At 39.9% G+C, this 17,561-nt stretch carries 16 protein-coding genes; 9 read left to right on the top strand and 7 right to left on the bottom strand.

From position 1 onward, the window contains the following. Positions 1-201 precede the first annotated feature (201 nt). The 4 genes from OQE68_RS10535 (at position 202) to OQE68_RS10520 (ending at position 6,353) form a co-directional block, all read left to right on the top strand. A complete protein-coding gene (locus OQE68_RS10535; RefSeq protein WP_180566520.1) occupies positions 202-3,543 on the top strand; it encodes a retention module-containing protein in 3,342 nt (1,113 codons plus the stop codon). Positions 3,544-3,628: 85 nt separating this feature from the next. After that, positions 3,629-4,318 (top strand): DUF2927 domain-containing protein, encoded by a 690-nt coding sequence (locus OQE68_RS10530; protein WP_180566519.1) that lies wholly within the window; start codon positions 3,629-3,631, stop codon positions 4,316-4,318. 80 nt (positions 4,319-4,398) lie between these two features. After that, positions 4,399-5,718, top strand: a complete 1,320-nt coding sequence (locus tag OQE68_RS10525) for a TolC family outer membrane protein (protein ID WP_219339884.1) — start codon at positions 4,399-4,401, stop codon at positions 5,716-5,718. Then, the gene (locus OQE68_RS10520) at positions 5,706-6,353 is read left to right on the top strand and encodes an OmpA family protein (protein WP_180566518.1); all 648 of its coding nucleotides are present in this window, start codon (positions 5,706-5,708) and stop codon (positions 6,351-6,353) included. Before OQE68_RS10525 ends, OQE68_RS10520 begins: the two co-directional genes overlap by 13 nt. Before the next feature lie 96 nt (positions 6,354-6,449). Here the strand turns inward: OQE68_RS10520 and OQE68_RS10515 are convergent, their stop codons facing one another. The 4 genes from OQE68_RS10515 to OQE68_RS10500 all read right to left on the bottom strand — a co-directional run bounded on the left by OQE68_RS10515 (position 6,450) and on the right by OQE68_RS10500 (position 8,787). Then, a complete protein-coding gene (locus tag OQE68_RS10515; protein WP_180566517.1) occupies positions 6,450-6,794 on the bottom strand; it encodes a hypothetical protein in 345 nt (114 codons plus the stop codon). A 138-nt stretch (positions 6,795-6,932) separates the two neighbouring features. After that, positions 6,933-7,484 (bottom strand): hypothetical protein, encoded by a 552-nt coding sequence (locus OQE68_RS10510; RefSeq protein WP_180566516.1) that lies wholly within the window; start codon positions 7,482-7,484, stop codon positions 6,933-6,935. A gap of 78 nt (positions 7,485-7,562) precedes the next feature. Beyond that, positions 7,563-8,189, bottom strand: coding sequence for an NUDIX domain-containing protein (locus OQE68_RS10505; protein WP_180566515.1), 627 nt, complete (start codon positions 8,187-8,189; stop codon positions 7,563-7,565). A gap of 13 nt (positions 8,190-8,202) precedes the next feature. Then, complete coding sequence (locus tag OQE68_RS10500) at positions 8,203-8,787, bottom strand: adenylyltransferase/cytidyltransferase family protein (RefSeq protein WP_180566514.1); 585 nt, start codon at positions 8,785-8,787, stop codon at positions 8,203-8,205. Between the two features lie 435 nt (positions 8,788-9,222). Here OQE68_RS10500 and OQE68_RS10495 point away from each other — a divergent pair, with 435 nt between their 5' ends. Continuing rightward, on the top strand, positions 9,223-9,492 hold the full coding sequence (locus OQE68_RS10495; RefSeq protein ID WP_180566513.1) for a hypothetical protein: 270 nt from the start codon (positions 9,223-9,225) through the stop codon (positions 9,490-9,492). 243 nt (positions 9,493-9,735) lie between these two features. Here the strand turns inward: OQE68_RS10495 and OQE68_RS10490 are convergent, their stop codons facing one another. After that, the gene (locus OQE68_RS10490) at positions 9,736-11,652 is read right to left on the bottom strand and encodes a flavin monoamine oxidase family protein (RefSeq protein ID WP_180566512.1); all 1,917 of its coding nucleotides are present in this window, start codon (positions 11,650-11,652) and stop codon (positions 9,736-9,738) included. Positions 11,653-11,952: 300 nt separating this feature from the next. Here OQE68_RS10490 and OQE68_RS10485 point away from each other — a divergent pair, with 300 nt between their 5' ends. Continuing rightward, positions 11,953-13,539 carry a hypothetical protein gene (locus tag OQE68_RS10485; RefSeq protein ID WP_180566511.1) on the top strand — a complete coding sequence of 529 codons (1,587 nt, stop codon included), beginning with the start codon at positions 11,953-11,955 and terminating at the stop codon, positions 13,537-13,539. A gap of 50 nt (positions 13,540-13,589) precedes the next feature. Here OQE68_RS10485 and OQE68_RS10480 read toward each other — a convergent pair whose 3' ends face one another. Continuing rightward, entirely contained in the window at positions 13,590-13,793 is a 204-nt protein-coding gene (locus OQE68_RS10480; protein ID WP_180566510.1) for a hypothetical protein, read from the bottom strand. 247 nt (positions 13,794-14,040) lie between these two features. Between OQE68_RS10480 and OQE68_RS10475 the strand changes: the two genes are divergently transcribed. From OQE68_RS10475 to OQE68_RS10465, 3 genes are all read left to right on the top strand, one after another. Continuing rightward, complete coding sequence (locus OQE68_RS10475) at positions 14,041-14,892, top strand: GNAT family N-acetyltransferase (RefSeq protein ID WP_266195603.1); 852 nt, start codon at positions 14,041-14,043, stop codon at positions 14,890-14,892. A gap of 447 nt (positions 14,893-15,339) precedes the next feature. Beyond that, entirely contained in the window at positions 15,340-15,612 is a 273-nt protein-coding gene (locus OQE68_RS10470; RefSeq protein ID WP_266195602.1) for a MoaD/ThiS family protein, read from the top strand. Between the two features lie 2 nt (positions 15,613-15,614). After that, on the top strand, positions 15,615-16,382 hold the full coding sequence (locus OQE68_RS10465; RefSeq protein WP_180566508.1) for a HesA/MoeB/ThiF family protein: 768 nt from the start codon (positions 15,615-15,617) through the stop codon (positions 16,380-16,382). A gap of 235 nt (positions 16,383-16,617) precedes the next feature. Here the strand turns inward: OQE68_RS10465 and OQE68_RS10460 are convergent, their stop codons facing one another. After that, entirely contained in the window at positions 16,618-17,376 is a 759-nt protein-coding gene (locus tag OQE68_RS10460) for a substrate-binding periplasmic protein (RefSeq protein ID WP_180566507.1), read from the bottom strand. Between the last annotated feature and the right edge of the window lie 185 nt (positions 17,377-17,561).

Raw genomic sequence — 17,561 nt, 5'->3', positions numbered from 1 at the left:
GGTAGAACGTACGGTTTGATGCCTTTTTGCTCTACTTTGGTTGTCTGACTGAAAAATACTCATAAAAAAGCCAATTATTTATAAAATCACTTCTTTTTTGTTGAATTTGTGCGACTTGTACCCTTGTACAATTGTGACTTATTTCTTTTTTCTATAAAAAGCACATTTTTCTTTTATTGTTTATTTAATTAAGGAAGTGTTGTGGCTGAACAGACGAAACTACAAGCGAATATCGACCAGAACCCTGTAGGTTTTGTAAAAAAGCTGACGGGGCAATCAGTTGCAGTTTCGTCAATAGGTGCAGAAAGGGCTTTGAATATAGGTGATCCTGTTTATCCTAGGGATAAAGTTGTCAGCAAGTCAGGAGAGGTGCTGGTTGAGTTTACCGATGGCTCTAGCTTGAATATGGGGCCAAATGACCAAACGGTATTAGCTGATGATGTTATCCCTTCTCGGCAAGATTCTGCAGATGTCAGTGAGGCCATCACAGACTTGAGTACTATTCATCATGCTATTCAGGCTGGAGCTGATCCCTCTCAAGTAACCATAAAAACTGCTGCAGGTATACAGCAAGCTTCATCACCAGACAGTGATGAAGGAAGTGACATGGTGGAAATGGCTAGAGATGGTCATGAAACTATTTCTGATGCAGGGTTTAATACTGGTAGTGTTGCCTCTACTTTAGATGGAGTAACAACCAGTACCCAAACTGCACTAAAAGAAACTGGTTTAAAAGAAAGCACTTTGAACAAGGGTAAGTTAGCTGATGTTCCCTCAGAGGTTATGAAAAACCTTGATACTGGCAGGCCAGAAGCTACAGAGCCAAACTCATCACCCACCACTGATCCTGTATCACCCACAGTTACTAACCCTAGTACGCCACCAACAACGAATCCTGACTCTCCTTCGACCATAGACCCTGGAACTACAGGTCCCAGTACACCTTCAACGACAGGCCCTGACCCAGTTGATCCACCTGTTATTGCTATCGATTCTATTGGCGCAACTAACGACAGTACTCCAGAAATAACCGGCACGGCTACACCTGGTACAACAGTAACGATTATGGTTGATGGACAACAGCTAGAGGCTAAAACAGGAGCCGATGGGCGTTGGTCTGTTACACCTGATAAGCCACTACCCGTTAATCAGTCTGTTACGGTTAAAGGCATAGCAACAGATGATCAGGGGCAAACCTCGCAGCCTGATCAAACAAGCTTGATTGTAGATACAAAAATTAAGCTTCCAGAGATTATCACCCCCATTGAAGGAGATAACATTGTTAATGCGGAGGAAGATGATCATGTATTGGTGGAAGGAACTGCTGAGCCCAATAGCCAAGTTACAGTAACCCTCAGTGATGGCAGTAATACCAAGACAGCGATAGTGACGACTGATGATCAAGGGCGCTGGACCCTGCAAGGAAAAGAAGTTGATTTAAGTAAATTCAATAACGGTAAGATCACCGTTGATGCGACAGCTACAGATACAGCTGGTAATACCAGCTCTGCGAAAACAGCCGAGATCACACTTGATAACCAAGTACCCTTCACTCATCATGAATTCGATTTGGCTGAAAACCGTCTTGCGGGCTATAAGGTTGGTGAAATCAAAGCAGACGACACTGGAAAAGTAACATACCGCTTTGCTAATGGTACCCAAACCAGTGATGATGGCTTTTTCCAGTTAGATGAAAATACCGGCGCAATTACGCTGACTGATAAAGGCGCTGCAGCAAGTTTATTGGATTTTGAAAATGGTAATAACAAAGATCTGTTAAATGTAGTTGCAACCGATGATGTGGGTAATACTGCTACCGGAAAAGTACAGATTAATATTACTGATGTTGATGAGGAGCCTACGGTTGGCAACGTGGAGTTACCTGCCATCAATGAAGACAGCAGTATTATTATCAAGCCAGCAGATTTGCTGGCAAATGCCAAAGACCCTGATGGCGACAGCTTTAGTGTAACTGAACTGAAATTAACAAACCCTACGGTGGGGGTGTTGGTGGCCAATGGTGATGGCACATGGACATTCACTCCCAACAAAAACTATGCAGCAGATAATGTAGAGCTTGGGTTCACAGTTACCTCAACCAAATACTCTGTTGAAGCCAAAGCAACAATTGATGTTATTGCTGTTGCAGATGCGCCAACCCTTTCTGTTAGTTCAAACACCCAGACGTTTAATGCGCTAAAAGACGCCGTTAATAATCCAGATGGCTCTATCCAGCTGACAGCTGAAGAAAATAATAAGCATGGGACAGCCTGGAGTGAAGAGAAAATCGATTTAACCAAAGATTTTACGTTAAATTTCCAGCTGAACTTTGGTAACAAAGATAGTGATGGGGCTGATGGTATTGTGTTTGTTTTGCAAAATAATGAGAAAGGCATTGAGGCGGTAGGCAAGTCAGGTGGAGGGCTAGGATTTGAAGGCTTAGAAAATAGCTTTGGTATTGAATTTGATACCTGGAAAAATGCAACTGATCTTGATGAGGATCATGCAGCTTTTGTAAATGGAGGATATGTAAAACATGATAAAGAGCTTACCTCTCGTCAGCCGCTAGACAATATTGAAGATGGTAAGTGGCATGATGTTCAAATAACCTGGGATGCTAGTGAACAACGTATAACCTATAAGTTTACTAACCAAACAACAGGAAAAGAGGTAACTGACTCAGTTGTACGAGATATCGTCAACAAGGACTTGGGTGGGAGTACGGAAGCCTGGTTTGGTTTTACCGCAAGTACCGGTGGCTCTAACAATACGCAAAGTGTCAGGAATGTTGAGTTGCACGATGCAACAATTTCTTTGGATATAAAAGCAGCAGTGACTGATGACTCTGAGGCGTTAGGGGATGTCATTATTAGTCAGGTGCCTACAGGCATTGAGCTGTCAGCTGGGACTAATAATAACGATGGTAGTTGGACGCTTAAACAAACAGAACTAAAAGGCCTGTTCTTGGATACCCAACACTATCGTGGTGATCAAGATTTCAGTTTAGTAATACAGGCGACAAGTAGTGAGAATAATGGCTCGGCAGCAGCAACTCTACAAGTGATTAATATTGAAGTGAATGGAGCAGATGCTGTTAAACCGGGGGCGACCGTTTCAGGTACTTCAGGTCATGATGCAATTTTTGGTGATATTGGTGATGACATTATTTTTGCAAGTGCTGGCAATGATAGTCTGACTGGCAACGATGGTGCCGATCAATTTATCTGGGGTAAGGATGCGGTTGTTAGTGGAACGGTTGCTAATCCTGTAGAAGATCACATAACTGACTTTAATAACGGTGAAGATATTCTTAACCTGAAAGACCTACTTGAAGGCGAAAATGTAAATACAATTGATGATTATTTAGCAATAAACTTTGATGGTAAGTCTACTACAATTGAGGTAAGCCCGATGGGTGATGATCAAACTGTGCAGAAAGTAGTGCTGGAAAATATAGACCTGCCTAGCGAATACGGTACAGCTGATTCACACACAATTCTTCAGAATATGACAAATGATGGGACACTAATCATTGACCAGTGAAGTATGTCGTTTTAATTACTGGCCATTTTTTCTGTGTTTGCTAAAGCCTACAATAGTTTGCTATTGCGGGCTTTGCTTTTTATTGGTGCTGAAATGTAACGCTGATGATATCAATGCATGGCAGAACGTAAGCTACTTAGTTTCTGCATTTCATCGAACGGCTTTCTACTCAGAATATCCTGCTCAACATGTACCATTACGAAAATGGCAAAGCCCAGTCAAAATTTATATTGATAGTCGTGTTGGGTTTAAGGATATACAGCACCAGCTGGTTTCTGCTCAAGCTGAAGAGCTAGCCCAAATAACAGGGCATCCCGTAACAGTCACTAAAGAAAAAAGTGAGGCAAATGTAGTTATTGTGTTTGCTCATTCCACAAAGATCCCAAATATAATTGTTGAAAATGGTGGCGGCATACCATTGTTGAATGTAGCAGCAAAAAGTTTATGCTTTTTTCAAATTAAAGTATCTCAGCTGGATTGGGTGATTCAGGAGGCTTCTATTTATATTCCACCTGATACAGCGCGAGCAGTTGCTCGCTTGCCAGGCTGTGTTGCAGAAGAAATGGCCCAAATAATGGGATTAACCAACGATGATGATCAGCTATTTCCTACTGTATTTAATGACGAAAGCGTCTTTGATGAGTTGACGCCGTTGGATAAAACATTATTGAAAGTGCTTTATAATGATAAATTAAAGCCAGGTATGGGGTGGGAGCAAAGTAAAGGAGTAGTAGAAGAAATTATCCAGCACTTGCTGACTAATACAAAAAAATAGTTTGATATACTTTGCACCTTTGTTGTTACCTTGCTAATAAATAATGTGACTCATAAGAAATTATTTGGGGGCGTTACATCGTGAGATTGTTTGTTCGCGCAGGAAAACCATTCGCGTTGGCTTGTAGTTTGTTCTATGTTCTGCCAACACAGGCTGCCACTTTGGAAGAAACTGTGGCAAAAGCACTGGATACTAACCCACAAACCTTAATCAGCTTACAACGTTATCGTGCTGGAACGGCTGCGATTGGCTCAGCAAAGTCTGGTTATTTGCCCTCTTTAGATCTGGCTACTGGGATTGGTCATCAACGTAAGTCATCACCAGGCACTCGGGCAAGTGGTGAAGATAACACCGATTTTACCCGACGAGAGCTGTCGCTATCGTTACGCCAAATGATTTTCGATGGGTTTGCTACTTCAAGTGAAGTGGATAGAACGACTAATGAAAACTTGGCACAGGCGAGCACTTTATCTTCTACCGCAGAAAATGTTGCTTTGCGAGTAGCAGAGGTTTATTTAAATGTGCTGGAAAAACAGCAGCTGCTTGAGTTAGCAGAGCGCAACCTAAAAACGCATAATCGCATTTTTCAGCAGATTAGGCTAAGAGCAGAGTCTGGTGTTTCCCGTAGTTCAGATTTAGCACAAATCACCGGGCGTCGTGCTAGGGCAAAAACTAATGTGATTAATGCGAAAAATAACTTAATGGATGCTGAAGCCGAGTTTTTCCGGGTAGTTAATTTGGTTCCAGCCAAATTAGTTATACCACGACCTAACCATAAGTACTTGCCGCTCAATATGCAAGCTGCGGTTAAACAAGCAACGGAAAACCACCCTACACTGGTTTCGGCTAGTTATGATATCAAAGCAGCTGAATCTCAATATGAAGCGAGTAAAAGCCCATTTATGCCAAGGGTAGACTTTGAAGTGGACCAAACCTGGGATCGTGATAACGATGGTGTTCATGGCAGAGATAATGACTTAACTGCAATGGTACGGATGCGTTACAACTTATTTAACGGCTTTGGGGATAAAGCGAGAAAAGAAGAATCTGCCTATCGAGTAGAAGAGGCAAGAGCGGTTAAGAAAAATGCCTATCGCCAGGTAGTAGAGGGCTTAAAGCTTTCTTGGAATGCTTATCGGTACTTGAATGAACAAAAAGTGTCGTTAAAACAGCATGTAAACTCAAGCAGGCAAACCGTATCAGCCTATCAGCAGCAGTTTAATATTGGTAAACGTACATTGTTAGACTTACTGGATAGTGAAAACGAATTGTTCCAGGCAAGGCAAGCATATATCGAAGCAGACTATGACGAGCTCTTGTCTCGCTATCGAGTATTTAATGCAACAGGGCAGTTACTACCTGCACTGAATGTTAAACTACCTGATGCATGGACCCGCTAACAGCTTTAAAAAAACATTGCTGGTGCTTTGTTTGTTACTGGTGGCTAATATTTCCTGCTCTACTATTACCTCATGTTATAGCTGTAGGAGTAGTAGAAGCAGGAGCGGAAGAGTTAGCTGATACAGAGCCAGCAATCGATCAAGGCTTAGGAGATAAAGACGGTGATGGGGTAATTGATGCTAGAGATCAGTGCCCTAGTACTGACAGCCGGTTAACAGTTAATAATCAAGGCTGCCCTGAAAAGGGGATGAAAACGATAAAAGAAACAGTAGTTATCCCATTTTATCCTGACACACCAGAAACCAACACATTAAAAATATCGCAAATTCAACAGCTTGCTATTTTTGCAAGAAAGTACCCCTCTGCAAATATTACATTAACTGGGCACTCAGAACAGTCTGGCAACAGGCAAAAAAATAAAGCTCAAGCGCTCACGCGTGCTCGTGTGGTTAAAGAAATCTTAGTGAGCCGTTTTAAAATTAAAGAAAGTCGTATCAAGCTTCATACTGTGGGAGCAATGCAACCGTTAATGACAGTTGCAGCAGAGCTTGATAAAAAGAAAAACCGTCGGGTCGTAGGCGAAGCTAAAACAGAAATTAAAGGACAGATAAAACGCTGGGATGTTTTCCAGTAACAGATGATTAAGTAACGGAAAATTAGTGCCTGAAAGAGCTTGTAAATAAATTACTGAAATAAAATGAAGGTTTAATTGATTAAAGAGTAATAATTGTTAAATTAAACCTTCATTATCATCCATTAAGTTAGATGCTTGTTTTTGGCCAGTGTGTTCTCGATACCAACGACGACTGAGTAGTTTTTCCTGAACAGGGGTTGGAAGCTCAGTAAATTGAAAAATCTCTTTATTTATCAATAACTCGATTATATCTTCTAAAACCCTGATAAAGTCCGCATCGGCATCTTCTAAAATCCGGTGTTTTAACTCTTCATCTTCATTTCGCGCCAGGAACTCTCGCATGGCATTATCGGTAAAAGAAACCAACTGCCACTCATCACTTTCTTTGTTCTGTGAAATGGCACTAATCAGCCCTGACTCATCTTTTTTGGCATACAGCATAACTAAGCAGCTCCCACCTTTAGCAGTACTGTAAATATATCCTTCACGAATGATTTTTAGGTTTTGTTATCATTACTTCCCACCTAAAAAACCTTCGTATTGGGTATAAGTTTAGCGCCCTTCTGGGGGGAATACTTTTTAGTTAGTGTCCAATGGTAAATTCGTTAGTAAGGAGCTAATAAGGGGGCGGGTGATTTCGTATACCGACTGCCCACGCATGCCTTCGCTGCTGCCGCTAATGGTCCATAGCAGCTCATCATTCTTTAGGTCATAGACTTCTAGCGTTAGATTAATCATTGCAGGCTGATTAATATCGGCGTCAGCATCATTCCAGGAAAGTACTTTGCCAGTTAAGCTGTATTGAAAATCCTGGTTTTCAGCCCATTCTTTAGCTGCTTGGATACGGTTTGCATCATCCAGCAACCCTTCTTCTGATTCAATTTCAGGATCTGGCGGGCGTTTGAGGCTTCTTAAGCCAATAGCAGGCGTTAATACTGCCATCATTCGTTCAACTTGTTCATCAGCATCAGTAGAGGGGGAAAAATTGACGACAGGGACTAAAACCCAATTTGCATCAGCTGCTAGCTTATCGCTGCCGAACAGGTTTGTCAGGGAGAGACTGCTACAGCCAGTCATGGTCAGTATACCGCTTAACAATAAACTGGCTTTTAGGCTGGGTTTTAGTCGCATGTGTTACCTCGTAGATTGGAGGGTGTCGCTTTCGCTCATAACCTTTTGCAACCCTCTCTCAAACTAAAAGGTTGAGCTTTATGTTTGGCTAAAGCGCTCCTGGATATCTGATTTATTTAGGGCGAGCCATTGCAGAGCAATAATTGAAGCAGCGTTGTTAATTTTTCCATCTTGTACCATAGTGATGGCTTGCTTTGCCGGGATACAGCTTACGCGAATATCTTCTCCTTCTTCTGCCAACCCGAACACACCTTCAACTACAACTGAGGTATCTATAATGCCGCAAAACAGGTGAAGTTTTTCAGAACAGCCACCAGGACTAGGATAGTATTCACAAATAGGTAAAAGCTGTTGTATGTCACAGTTGGCCTCTTCCTTGGCTTCACGAATAGCGACATCTTCTGCGGTTTCTCCCGTTTCGATAATACCGGCGACAATTTCTATTAGCCAAGGATTTTTGTCGTTAGCAGCCAAAGCACCAACTCTGAATTGCTCTACAACAACCACTTGATTATGATGAGGGTCATAAAGTAAAACAGCAGTTGCCGGACGCCTAACCATGACCTCTCTAGTCAATGATTGGCTCCAGCCCCCCTGAAACAGGCGGTGCTTAAGTTGATAGCGATCAATTTTGAAAAAGCCGTTGTAAGCCCGGTCTTGTAGAGTGATTTCAGTATCTTGTAGTTTAAAGCTGGGTTTGGCCATAAAATTGATCACCTTATTGCGCTTGAAGAGATTGGTATAAGCCAGTTTCAAATATGTAGTCAGTCACTTCTGGAGATAACAACCCAGTTAACTCTGACTTATCTGCACCTGCTGCAAGCAGGCTTCTTACTGTTGTGCTGCGCACCGTTCTCTTTTCTTGTACAGGGTATAACGTCCAGCGTTGTTTGATATCATCTGCCCGGTAAAATTTTTGCCAGGTCTCAGGAACCATATTATCAGGCCCTAAAATAAAACTAAGTTGTATTGATGGACCACTTGCTTGGTAGCTTTTATCTAGCTTATCCAACAGATCATAAGTAAACACAGGCTTATCGGGCTGCTGTTGTAACATTTCCATTTCTATTGGGCAGATGCTGAGCTGGCAAGAGAGGCTTGTAAACTGAAGGATGAACTTTTCCAGTAGGGTAACTCGTTTAGCAAAGTCCAACATCTCTTTATCGAAGGCGTGCGCGGCACTAGGCACTAACAAAATTTGATCAAAATCTTTTGCTGCCTGCTCAATAACGCTGGCATGTCCCTGAGTGGGTGGATTGAAAGCTGAGCCAAAAACGCCAATCTGTTTGGTTTTATGGTTCATAAAAAAGGTGGCTTCCTGTGAGTCTTTTACAAAAATTTTAAAAAACTATATCAGTTAAATGGTGTTTAACTGTCTGTATTTAAAGGTCTTGTATATACATGATAAGTATTTTCCGAAAATCTTATGTGTATAAGTACTGATACGGGCTTTGGTTTAATTTGATAGGATTGCCGCCGTTAAGACACTCCTTAACTTTATGGAATTTCTTAGATGCCCTAACTACCCCGATTGTTAGGGCTTTTTTTTGTCTATTATAAAGTCAGCCAGTTCCTCTATTGTAAGACAAATCTCTGCAGTCACTCATCCGCTCTGAGTATCGTTAGAGTTGAAGCAAGCTCAAGTGATAAACTGGTAATATTCGCTAAAATATCGTAGAAATATGTTCTATATTAATGCTTATTGGGTATAGGTAGTAAGTGGATAATTTAATAAATAATGGAAGTTGAGTACTTTAACTTTAATGACCATGTAGAATCAGTTGAGTGGATTTACCAACTTCCTGCTGGGTTAGTGAGTGAAAAAATTGATCTGAGATATAACTCAGTCAATATTAAAAAAGAAAAGAATGGATACCAGATTTATATTGGCCCTAAAAACCCAAATGATGGTGGAGATGGGCTGCTAATTAATCTTGATAATAACTTGAAGCTAATAAACTATGTTGTTGAGCGTATAGACCCAACGCCCCAAATTGAGCGTGAATAATGCCTACCACTAAGAGCATGTATAAGTAAAAAATCACCTACACATGCGCTTAAAGTGATGATAATTTCTAGTATACCCGTCGCGAATCATTTTTAGGTTTTGTTATCTTCGTTTCTCACCGCAATCACCTATTAATATAGGCTCATGGGGCTTCGTCACTTGATGGCCTCACCTAAAAACCCTTCGCATTGAGTATATATTACCTATTTATAATTCTATATTAATCACCTGCTTTGCTTGAAATCAAATACTTTCTACCATCACACGAGTATCTGGTAAAACTGACAAGTGAGGTATTTGTAAGTCTGGGCGTGACAAGCGACTGAGGGCATTCAGTGCTGATGCTATTGCACCCTCTTGCCAACCGGGTAAAGAAGATACTTGATCGCCTATAATAAAAAAGTTTGGTTTTTCATCCCCGTCTACCCCCGTTCCTTGGATTAACTGGTTAAAGTGCTTCACACTTTCTTGAGAGTTTTTTCCAACTAAATACCACTGCGCCCAGCCACCCTTAATATATGGCATGTTTTGCCAAGCAATGGCAACACCATGGGTCAAGCCATTACCAAATGCTTCGCCAAAGAGTTTGGCTCCTTCTCTTGCTTGGTCAAGCCGCTTGCTAATGGGTTCATTACCCATTTTAAAAGCATGTTCTTGAAAGTTGTAACAACCTGTTAATGTACCTTTTTGATCGTGGTAACCAGTAGAGGGATACCAAATTTGGGTAATGGGGTTGTCAGTCCAAGAAATGCCGCCAAAAATTGGGACAACACCCATTTCAGAATCAGGAACACTTAATAGATCTTCACCGACCTCTTTGTTGTATACATTACCAATTGTACTGCCTTGCCATAAATAACGATCGGCTTGCCAACCGACTTTTGTGGTACAAGCTAAAAATTTTGCTTCAGGGAATTCAGGTGTTTTACTGGGGTCAGGTGAAAATTGTGCTTGATATACGGCCTGGAGAGCCTGTTTGAAACTTTCTGAAAAACCTTTGCCTACAGTTTTGCATTGTAGACGCTCAGAAAGTAGCTCCTTAAGGAAAGGGATAGCAGCATTACTAAAGCAGTAATCGGCTGTATATATTTCACATTCTGTGCTGCCCATTTTACTAACATAAATAGTAAACTGTTGCTTTATATCATCCCAATCTATTTTTTGAACAGGGCTATTTAGATATATCGTACCACCAAGCGCCGCAATTTGTTGGGCGAAAGCATGTTGCACTCTATCCATTCCTCCGACAGGTTGGAAGAGGGTGGGCTGCCAAAGAAAGTCTTCAGGTTGATAGAAACGGGTTTTCTTCCAAAACTCAGAATCTAATAGACTATTTAAACTTAAGGCTTCCGCTACTTCTCCACTGTCTACACCGGGTAGTATCGTGTAACCTGCTCTATCTGAAGCGCCATCATCCTGGCCTTCGATGCTCGCACTAACTTGATATTTGCCTTCACTAGTTAAATTACCAAAAGTAACCATTAAGCATTGTAATTTACTTACCAATTCTTGCTTGCTATCGTCGTCATTTGTACTGGTTGCACTTTCAATTAGTGTCTGTGCATTTTGGTAAACCATTTCAGCTAGCCAACCTCGAGTATTATGATCTAATCGCCGATTAACAATTGGTTTGCCGTGAAAAGGCCCCTCTGCCATTTGGGTGAGGTTTGAGCCACTGTTCATTACATATACTTCTAGATCAACACCAAACTTTTTCAAATAATGCAGTAGTCGTTTGTGGCTAGAGGGGATTCGGCCAGGGCCTGCATTTAAATATGGCTCGCTATCATTTAGCGGCCGATCAAAACGAACGACTTGTGTTTCTCCAGGAATAGAGTTAAATAGCTCCCTATTTTTATCTTCAGTTAACGTGTCACCAGTACGTAAGGTTAAGCAACGGCCGCCAGTGCGGTTATGTGCTTCTAGTATAATGACTTCCATACCTGACTGCTGAGCTAACAGCTCATAGGCAGTTGTTAAACCGCCAATACCTGAGCCAATTATTACTGCTCGTTTACCAGAGAAAGCATTATTTTTTACTTTAACTGGGCCTGGTGTAGTCTTTTGTTGTTGATTCACAGCATGATTTAAGGCAGACCATGCGCAAGCGTGAGGGTTGTTTTTCAAGAAATCTAAGCGACTTTGCCCTGTTTTTGTCATCTCTCGTCTCCTTGATTTTGGTTTAAGCAAAACGTTAGATAAGGCTAGATTATATTGGCAAGAGCACCAAGTGAGTATTTTTTTACAGTCATATCATGAGTTAGTAAGGAAATATGACGTTGTTTCCTGTGGTTTTATTAAAGGAGAGTATGGATTACTTTCTATTGATTTAAACAATATTGCTTGTTTGTAAAAATTAGTCAGTATTCTCAGCTTGAGTGAGGGTGCATCATAAGCTATAGGTTATCTGTTAACCTTTAAAAAATTACTAAAATTAGATTAGCCGAAAGGAACCGCCACATGTTTGGAGAATTTATTTCTATATTACAAAAAAACTTAGAAAGTCTGCTTGGAGACGGGAAACCTAACTTAAAAGAGCTTGAAAATAAGGTGATTAATCAACTGCCTGCTGAACTGCAAGACAACGTAGAGTATGTGCAAAATGTTATACTACAATCAGTTAGATTTATTCAGTCAGCAACTGACGAATTGACTCTGCCCATGATTAACATCAGCTTTACTAAAGAAAATGCTTTACCACGATTTTTGTGGGGAATGTTGTGGAAAGATTGGGAGAAGCAGCCAGAAGATGGCACTACTGTATTTCTTCAAGATTATCGAGACCGTGGTCTACATAATGCTAAGAAAAAAGCGTATTTTTCAGCATTAACACCAGATTTGTATGAAGAAAAGTATCAGCCAAAGATTAAAGATTTTTTTAATAAAATGCTTGGGAGAGAAAATAGTAATATACCTTTAATGGATCAATATGTAAGCGATTATTTAGATCTATACTGGAATTTACATTTAAATGTAAAGCCACAAGATATTCCTGAATATGCTAAGCAAATTGGGAAAGAGTTTATCAACTGCCTTGCTATTGTCACGCCATTTGATCCTAATAACCTATCACAGTCATTAGACTTCAAGCGTAGCTACGAATATGTGCGTCGGAATCGAAGCCACTTATCTGAGTGGTTAGCTAGCCTGATTGATAATGTGAAGAAAAATCAAAATGAATATAAAGATACTTTTGTATATTATTGGTTTGTTAATAATCAGAAAGGCAATGGTGCTTTCACTAAAGAGGATATCACTTTTGAGTGTTTCCATAACTTCCTTGCTTTAAGTCAATGGGGAAATACTATTTACAATATGATGGATTTATTACGTGAAGATAACGAAAAAGAGCTTGCATGTAAAGTACAAACTGAGTTTAAGGAGCTGATGAGTAGTAATCCTAACGAATTAGCACGAGCAGGGGATGATAATAGTTTTACCCGGCTGGACTTCTTTGTTTTTGAATTGATGCGAGTGATACTACCTAACAATGGCAGTATTTCTCGTGTAGCACTTAACGGGCAGCTAGCTAATGAGCCTGATATACTCAATTTCCATCTTCACCAACCTATTGGTAACAGCTCTTTACATTGGTCTGATGCAAGACTAGAAAAAGACAGTAATGATAATAATGTTTGGGTTGCACCATTCAACCCAGAGCGATATCAAGATGTTCCGCTCAGTCATACGATTGATGAAGAAGGGTTGAAAAAAGCCGCTGCTTTGAATCGTTGCCCTTTTGAGCAAAGCTCTATTACCACAAAAGATGGTCGTAGTATTTTGAATAATGCTTATGGTACAACATATAGTAGTAATGAGAAAGCTCAATGCCCAGTTATTGAAACTGCAGGTTATTCACCTTTTGGTTTTGGTTATCGCCGCTGTCCAGGTGAGTTGTTTACGGCTAATGTGTTTAAAACATTCTTGAAGACGGTTTGGGAAAACCAAATATCTTTTTATCAACTAGATAGTAAAGATCCGCAAGAAATCCCTGTAGCACCTGCAACATTTGTTAAAGACAATATTGCTATGAAATACAGTCAGTGATAGTTTTAATATGGAAAGTATACCTTTTGTTGAAGGTATACTTTTTTATTTTAAAAATACCTGTAGGGATGTGCTACAAATAAGATAGCCACCAATTTTTTTCGCTTAGTTTTGATGCCTGCAAACCATTTACATACAGGGTGAATAGCTAATATTATGGCTAACCAAACCAGATAAACGATTGGCAAACTAAAGCCGAATTCTGCTGGTTTGGAAAAAGCATTTACAAGTAAAATATTGACAGGAAAACCCATCGCTACGCCAGCAAGTTAAGTTTACTAATAGCCGCTGTCGTTGTCGCTTTGGTAGTTTAAATATCTCTGACAACAGGTAACTACCGGCCATCATTCCAATCCAAATCCAGCTGAGCGTGGGTTAGGCAATGACTACTATGTAATCACCAAGCTGAATTGTCTTGAATCAGTTTTGCTGGCAGGAACTGAGTCATACTGTTAGTGTATAAAAAATATATTTAATTCTATAAGAACGGAAAGGTATCCCGTGAAAAATAATAACTACATTATTCGGACAATGCATCAAGAAGAAGTTATTCTTGCTATTAATTGGGCCGCCAAAGAGGGATGGAATCCAGGAGTTAATGATGCAGAATGTTATTATAACGCTGACCCCAATGGTTTTCTTATAGGGCTTCTTAATAATGAGCCGATAGCGACAATTTCAGTAGTTAAATATGGTGAGTCGTTTGGTTTCCTCGGTTTCTACATTGTTCACCCTAGTTACCGTGGGAAAGGCTATGGATTACAAATTTGGAAAGCAGGAATTAAGTATTTGGAAGGGTGCAATATTGGTCTGGATGGCGTGGTTGAGCAACAAGAAAACTATAAAAAATATGGTTTTCGATTGGCCTATCGTAATATTAGATTTGAAGGCTTAGGAGGAGGTAGTTCGACTATTCAATCACGCATTGTTGACCTTTCTACTATTCCATTTGAAGCCATTGAATTGTATAGCCGTCCTTTTTTTCCTGAAAGAAGAGATGAGTTTCTGAAATCATGGATTAACCAGTCTAATTGTAATGCGTTAGGTGTCATACAAAATGATAGCCTGACTGGTTATGGTGTTATTCGTAAAGCGTTGGGTGGTTACAAGATAGGGCCTTTATTTGCTAATACACCAGAACTTGCCGATGATCTCTTTTTGGCTCTAAAGCAGGGAGTAGAACCACTACAACCTATTTACCTTGATATACCAGAGGTTAACCAAGAAGCTTTGAAGTTGGCGAAACGCTATAACATGCAAAGTGTGTTTGAAACGGCGAGAATGTATTCAATTAAAGCTCCAGATTTACCTCTTGACCGTTTTTATGGTGTAACCTCCTTTGAGGTAGGATAAAAGCTGTCCACAAGGTCGGTATATAGGTAATATTTATAAAATTAATGATTGCTAAAGAATGGGTGTTGCTAATGAAAAATGGCTTGCAAAATGGTCTTAAGTCGCTTCAGTCTTGTTAATTGTGCAATCTAATAGGTTAGCACTCATTACATTACGTACAATCCACAGTACTTACCGTAAAATTACGGATTTTTGATTTTATGTAAGTTTACTACAATTTTCTGCAGCAGTTGAGTTAACCCCCTTAACTCCTAGGCAAAGTAATTGATTCGCCCTGATCCCCCTATGATCAGGGCTTTTTTTTGCTCAAAAACTGTAAATCCAACCTATATGTCTATTTGTAGAGCAAAAAATATATTGAAAACGACATTTACAAAGGCAATTCGTGCTGAACCATTCATAGTTTTTTAACATAGAGAAACATTAATGAAACACCAAGGATGAGCTGTGATGGATTTAGAGGTTAAACTATTTGGGCCTTTACGAATGCAAGCTGGGGCTGACTCATTTAAGATAAAGCTAACGAACAACAATCTTTCTTCTGCTATTAATCAACTTTCTCACTTAAATGAGCTGAAAGACACTTTGATAAGGCCTGATGGAGAGCTATGTCAGTCGGTTATTTACTTAATTGGTAATGAGCAGGTCAATATTGAAGATAACCCTGTTTTTCAGCAGGGGGATGTACTGACTTTGTTAGCCCCTATTTCTGGAGGGTGAGTATGTTGAGTTGTGTTGAGCCAATTGAGCTAACAGAAGAAGAGCAAGCCATCTATCAGTGGCAAATGTGGGTTCCAGGTTTTGGTGAGCAAGGTCAACAAGCGCTACGCAATACAACTGTGTTCATTTCCAGAGTTGGTGGGTTAGGTTCGGTGGTTGCCTATGAGTTGGCAGCTGCAGGCGTTGGGCGAATGGTTCTGGCTCATGCTGGTAACATTAAATATTCAGACTTAAACCGGCAGCTGTTGATGACATATGATGGAGTTGGAGTTACTGAGCGAGTACATTCAGCAGAGCAGCGGCTTAAGCAGCTAAATCCTCGTTTAGAAATTGTTTCTTATCCAGAAAATGCAAATATAAAGAACATTAGTAAATTAATGGATGGAGTTGATATTGTCATTGATTGTGCTCCATTATTTCAAGAAAGATTTGCAATGAACCAGGAGGCAGTTAAGCAAGGTATACCACTAATAGAGTGCGCTATGTATTCGATGGAAGCACAAATTACCACAATCATTCCCGGCAAAACACCTTGTCTGTCTTGTATTTATCCAGTAGAACCTCCTCATTGGAAAAGAGAGTTTCCTGTAATAGGTGCAACATCGGGCACTGTGGGGTGTATGGCTGCAATGGAAGCAATTAAGTTGATAACGGGAGTTGGTAATCCACTAACAAACACTTTGTTAACGATGGATTTAGCCAGTATGGAGTTTAGGCGATGGCAATTACAGCGCAGAGCTAATTGTGACGTTTGTTCTATAAAACAGTGAAAATAATCGATCTATTTTGATATAAAACTGTAGTCGTCTAATTTACCATTAAAGAGATTCTATGTTTAATTGTAGAGTCTGCTGTGCTCAATAAGTTGGGTATAAATAATAGGACGGGAACAATAATAGAAGGTTGGTATACCCTATATATTAGTTTATAGGGTATGCGGCCTTAATCTGTGCTGAAAATTTTTTTATTAAATTTATTTTCAGTAAGTATAATTAACCCTGTAAGCTAAATTGCTCCAGGGTTGCTATATTTTTTTACAACTGAATTAATAAACCCTTCGGAGCGAAGCTGATTTAAGTTTGTATTTAGTGTTGAAACTGTATCATCACTAATATTTTTATTTAAAGCCAGCCAGAGAGCACTTCTATTAAACGTATAGACAACTTCTAAATTATGCATGCTATACCGTTTGGCGATTACTGGGCCAGAAAGTGAGCTGGTTGCCCATAAATCAATTTTTCCTAGCTTTAACTTGGCAGCATTGACAACGTCGCCTTTTGCCTTGATCAATTTAACGCCATTTTTAATTAGATACTTACTAATTTCATCTTGCTCATAGCTGCCTATACGATATTTGTGTAAGTCACTTAACTGGGTAATAACAATTCTTTTGTTTTTAGGTGCAAGGATAATCCAATCTTCTTCAAAGAGTGGGCCAACCCACTTGAAGATATGCTGACTTTGTTTAGTTTTAAAGGTGGTGAATACACCATAGTTATTATTATGGGTGGCAATTTCTTGGCTTTCTTCTGCAGAGGGTTGTAAGGTTATTGTGTATTTTATATTTGAGCGAGTAAATAGTTGGTTTATAATTTCAGTTGCAAGGCCAGTAACATTTTCATCTTTACCAAAACCGTTGTTGCTAACAGTCATGTGAAGTGGTGGAAAAGGGTTGGTTAGTAAATGAATAGGCTGACAGTAGGCTTTAGTAGTAACCACCAACAAAAAAAATGCAGTAAAGAGTGCTTTGACAAAGTGACTCATAGAACAATCCGTATCCAGTAAATAATAATCAGTTAGTATAGTGTTTAATAAATCAGTACCCAATTATAATATCGAGCAGCTACACCCATAACGTAGGGTTTTTAGGACGCTGCTAAGAGGCAACAACAAGTCCTAAAAATCATTCGTGAAGAGTATATCCAACATCAGATAAAAGCGACTTATAT

This window comes from Spartinivicinus marinus (assembly GCF_026309355.1).
In the GTDB taxonomy this organism is placed as follows: Bacteria; Pseudomonadota; Gammaproteobacteria; order Pseudomonadales; family Zooshikellaceae; genus Spartinivicinus; species Spartinivicinus marinus.
The sequence above is the reverse complement of the archived record's forward strand: the minus strand, read 5'-3'. Positions and strand labels throughout refer to the sequence as shown.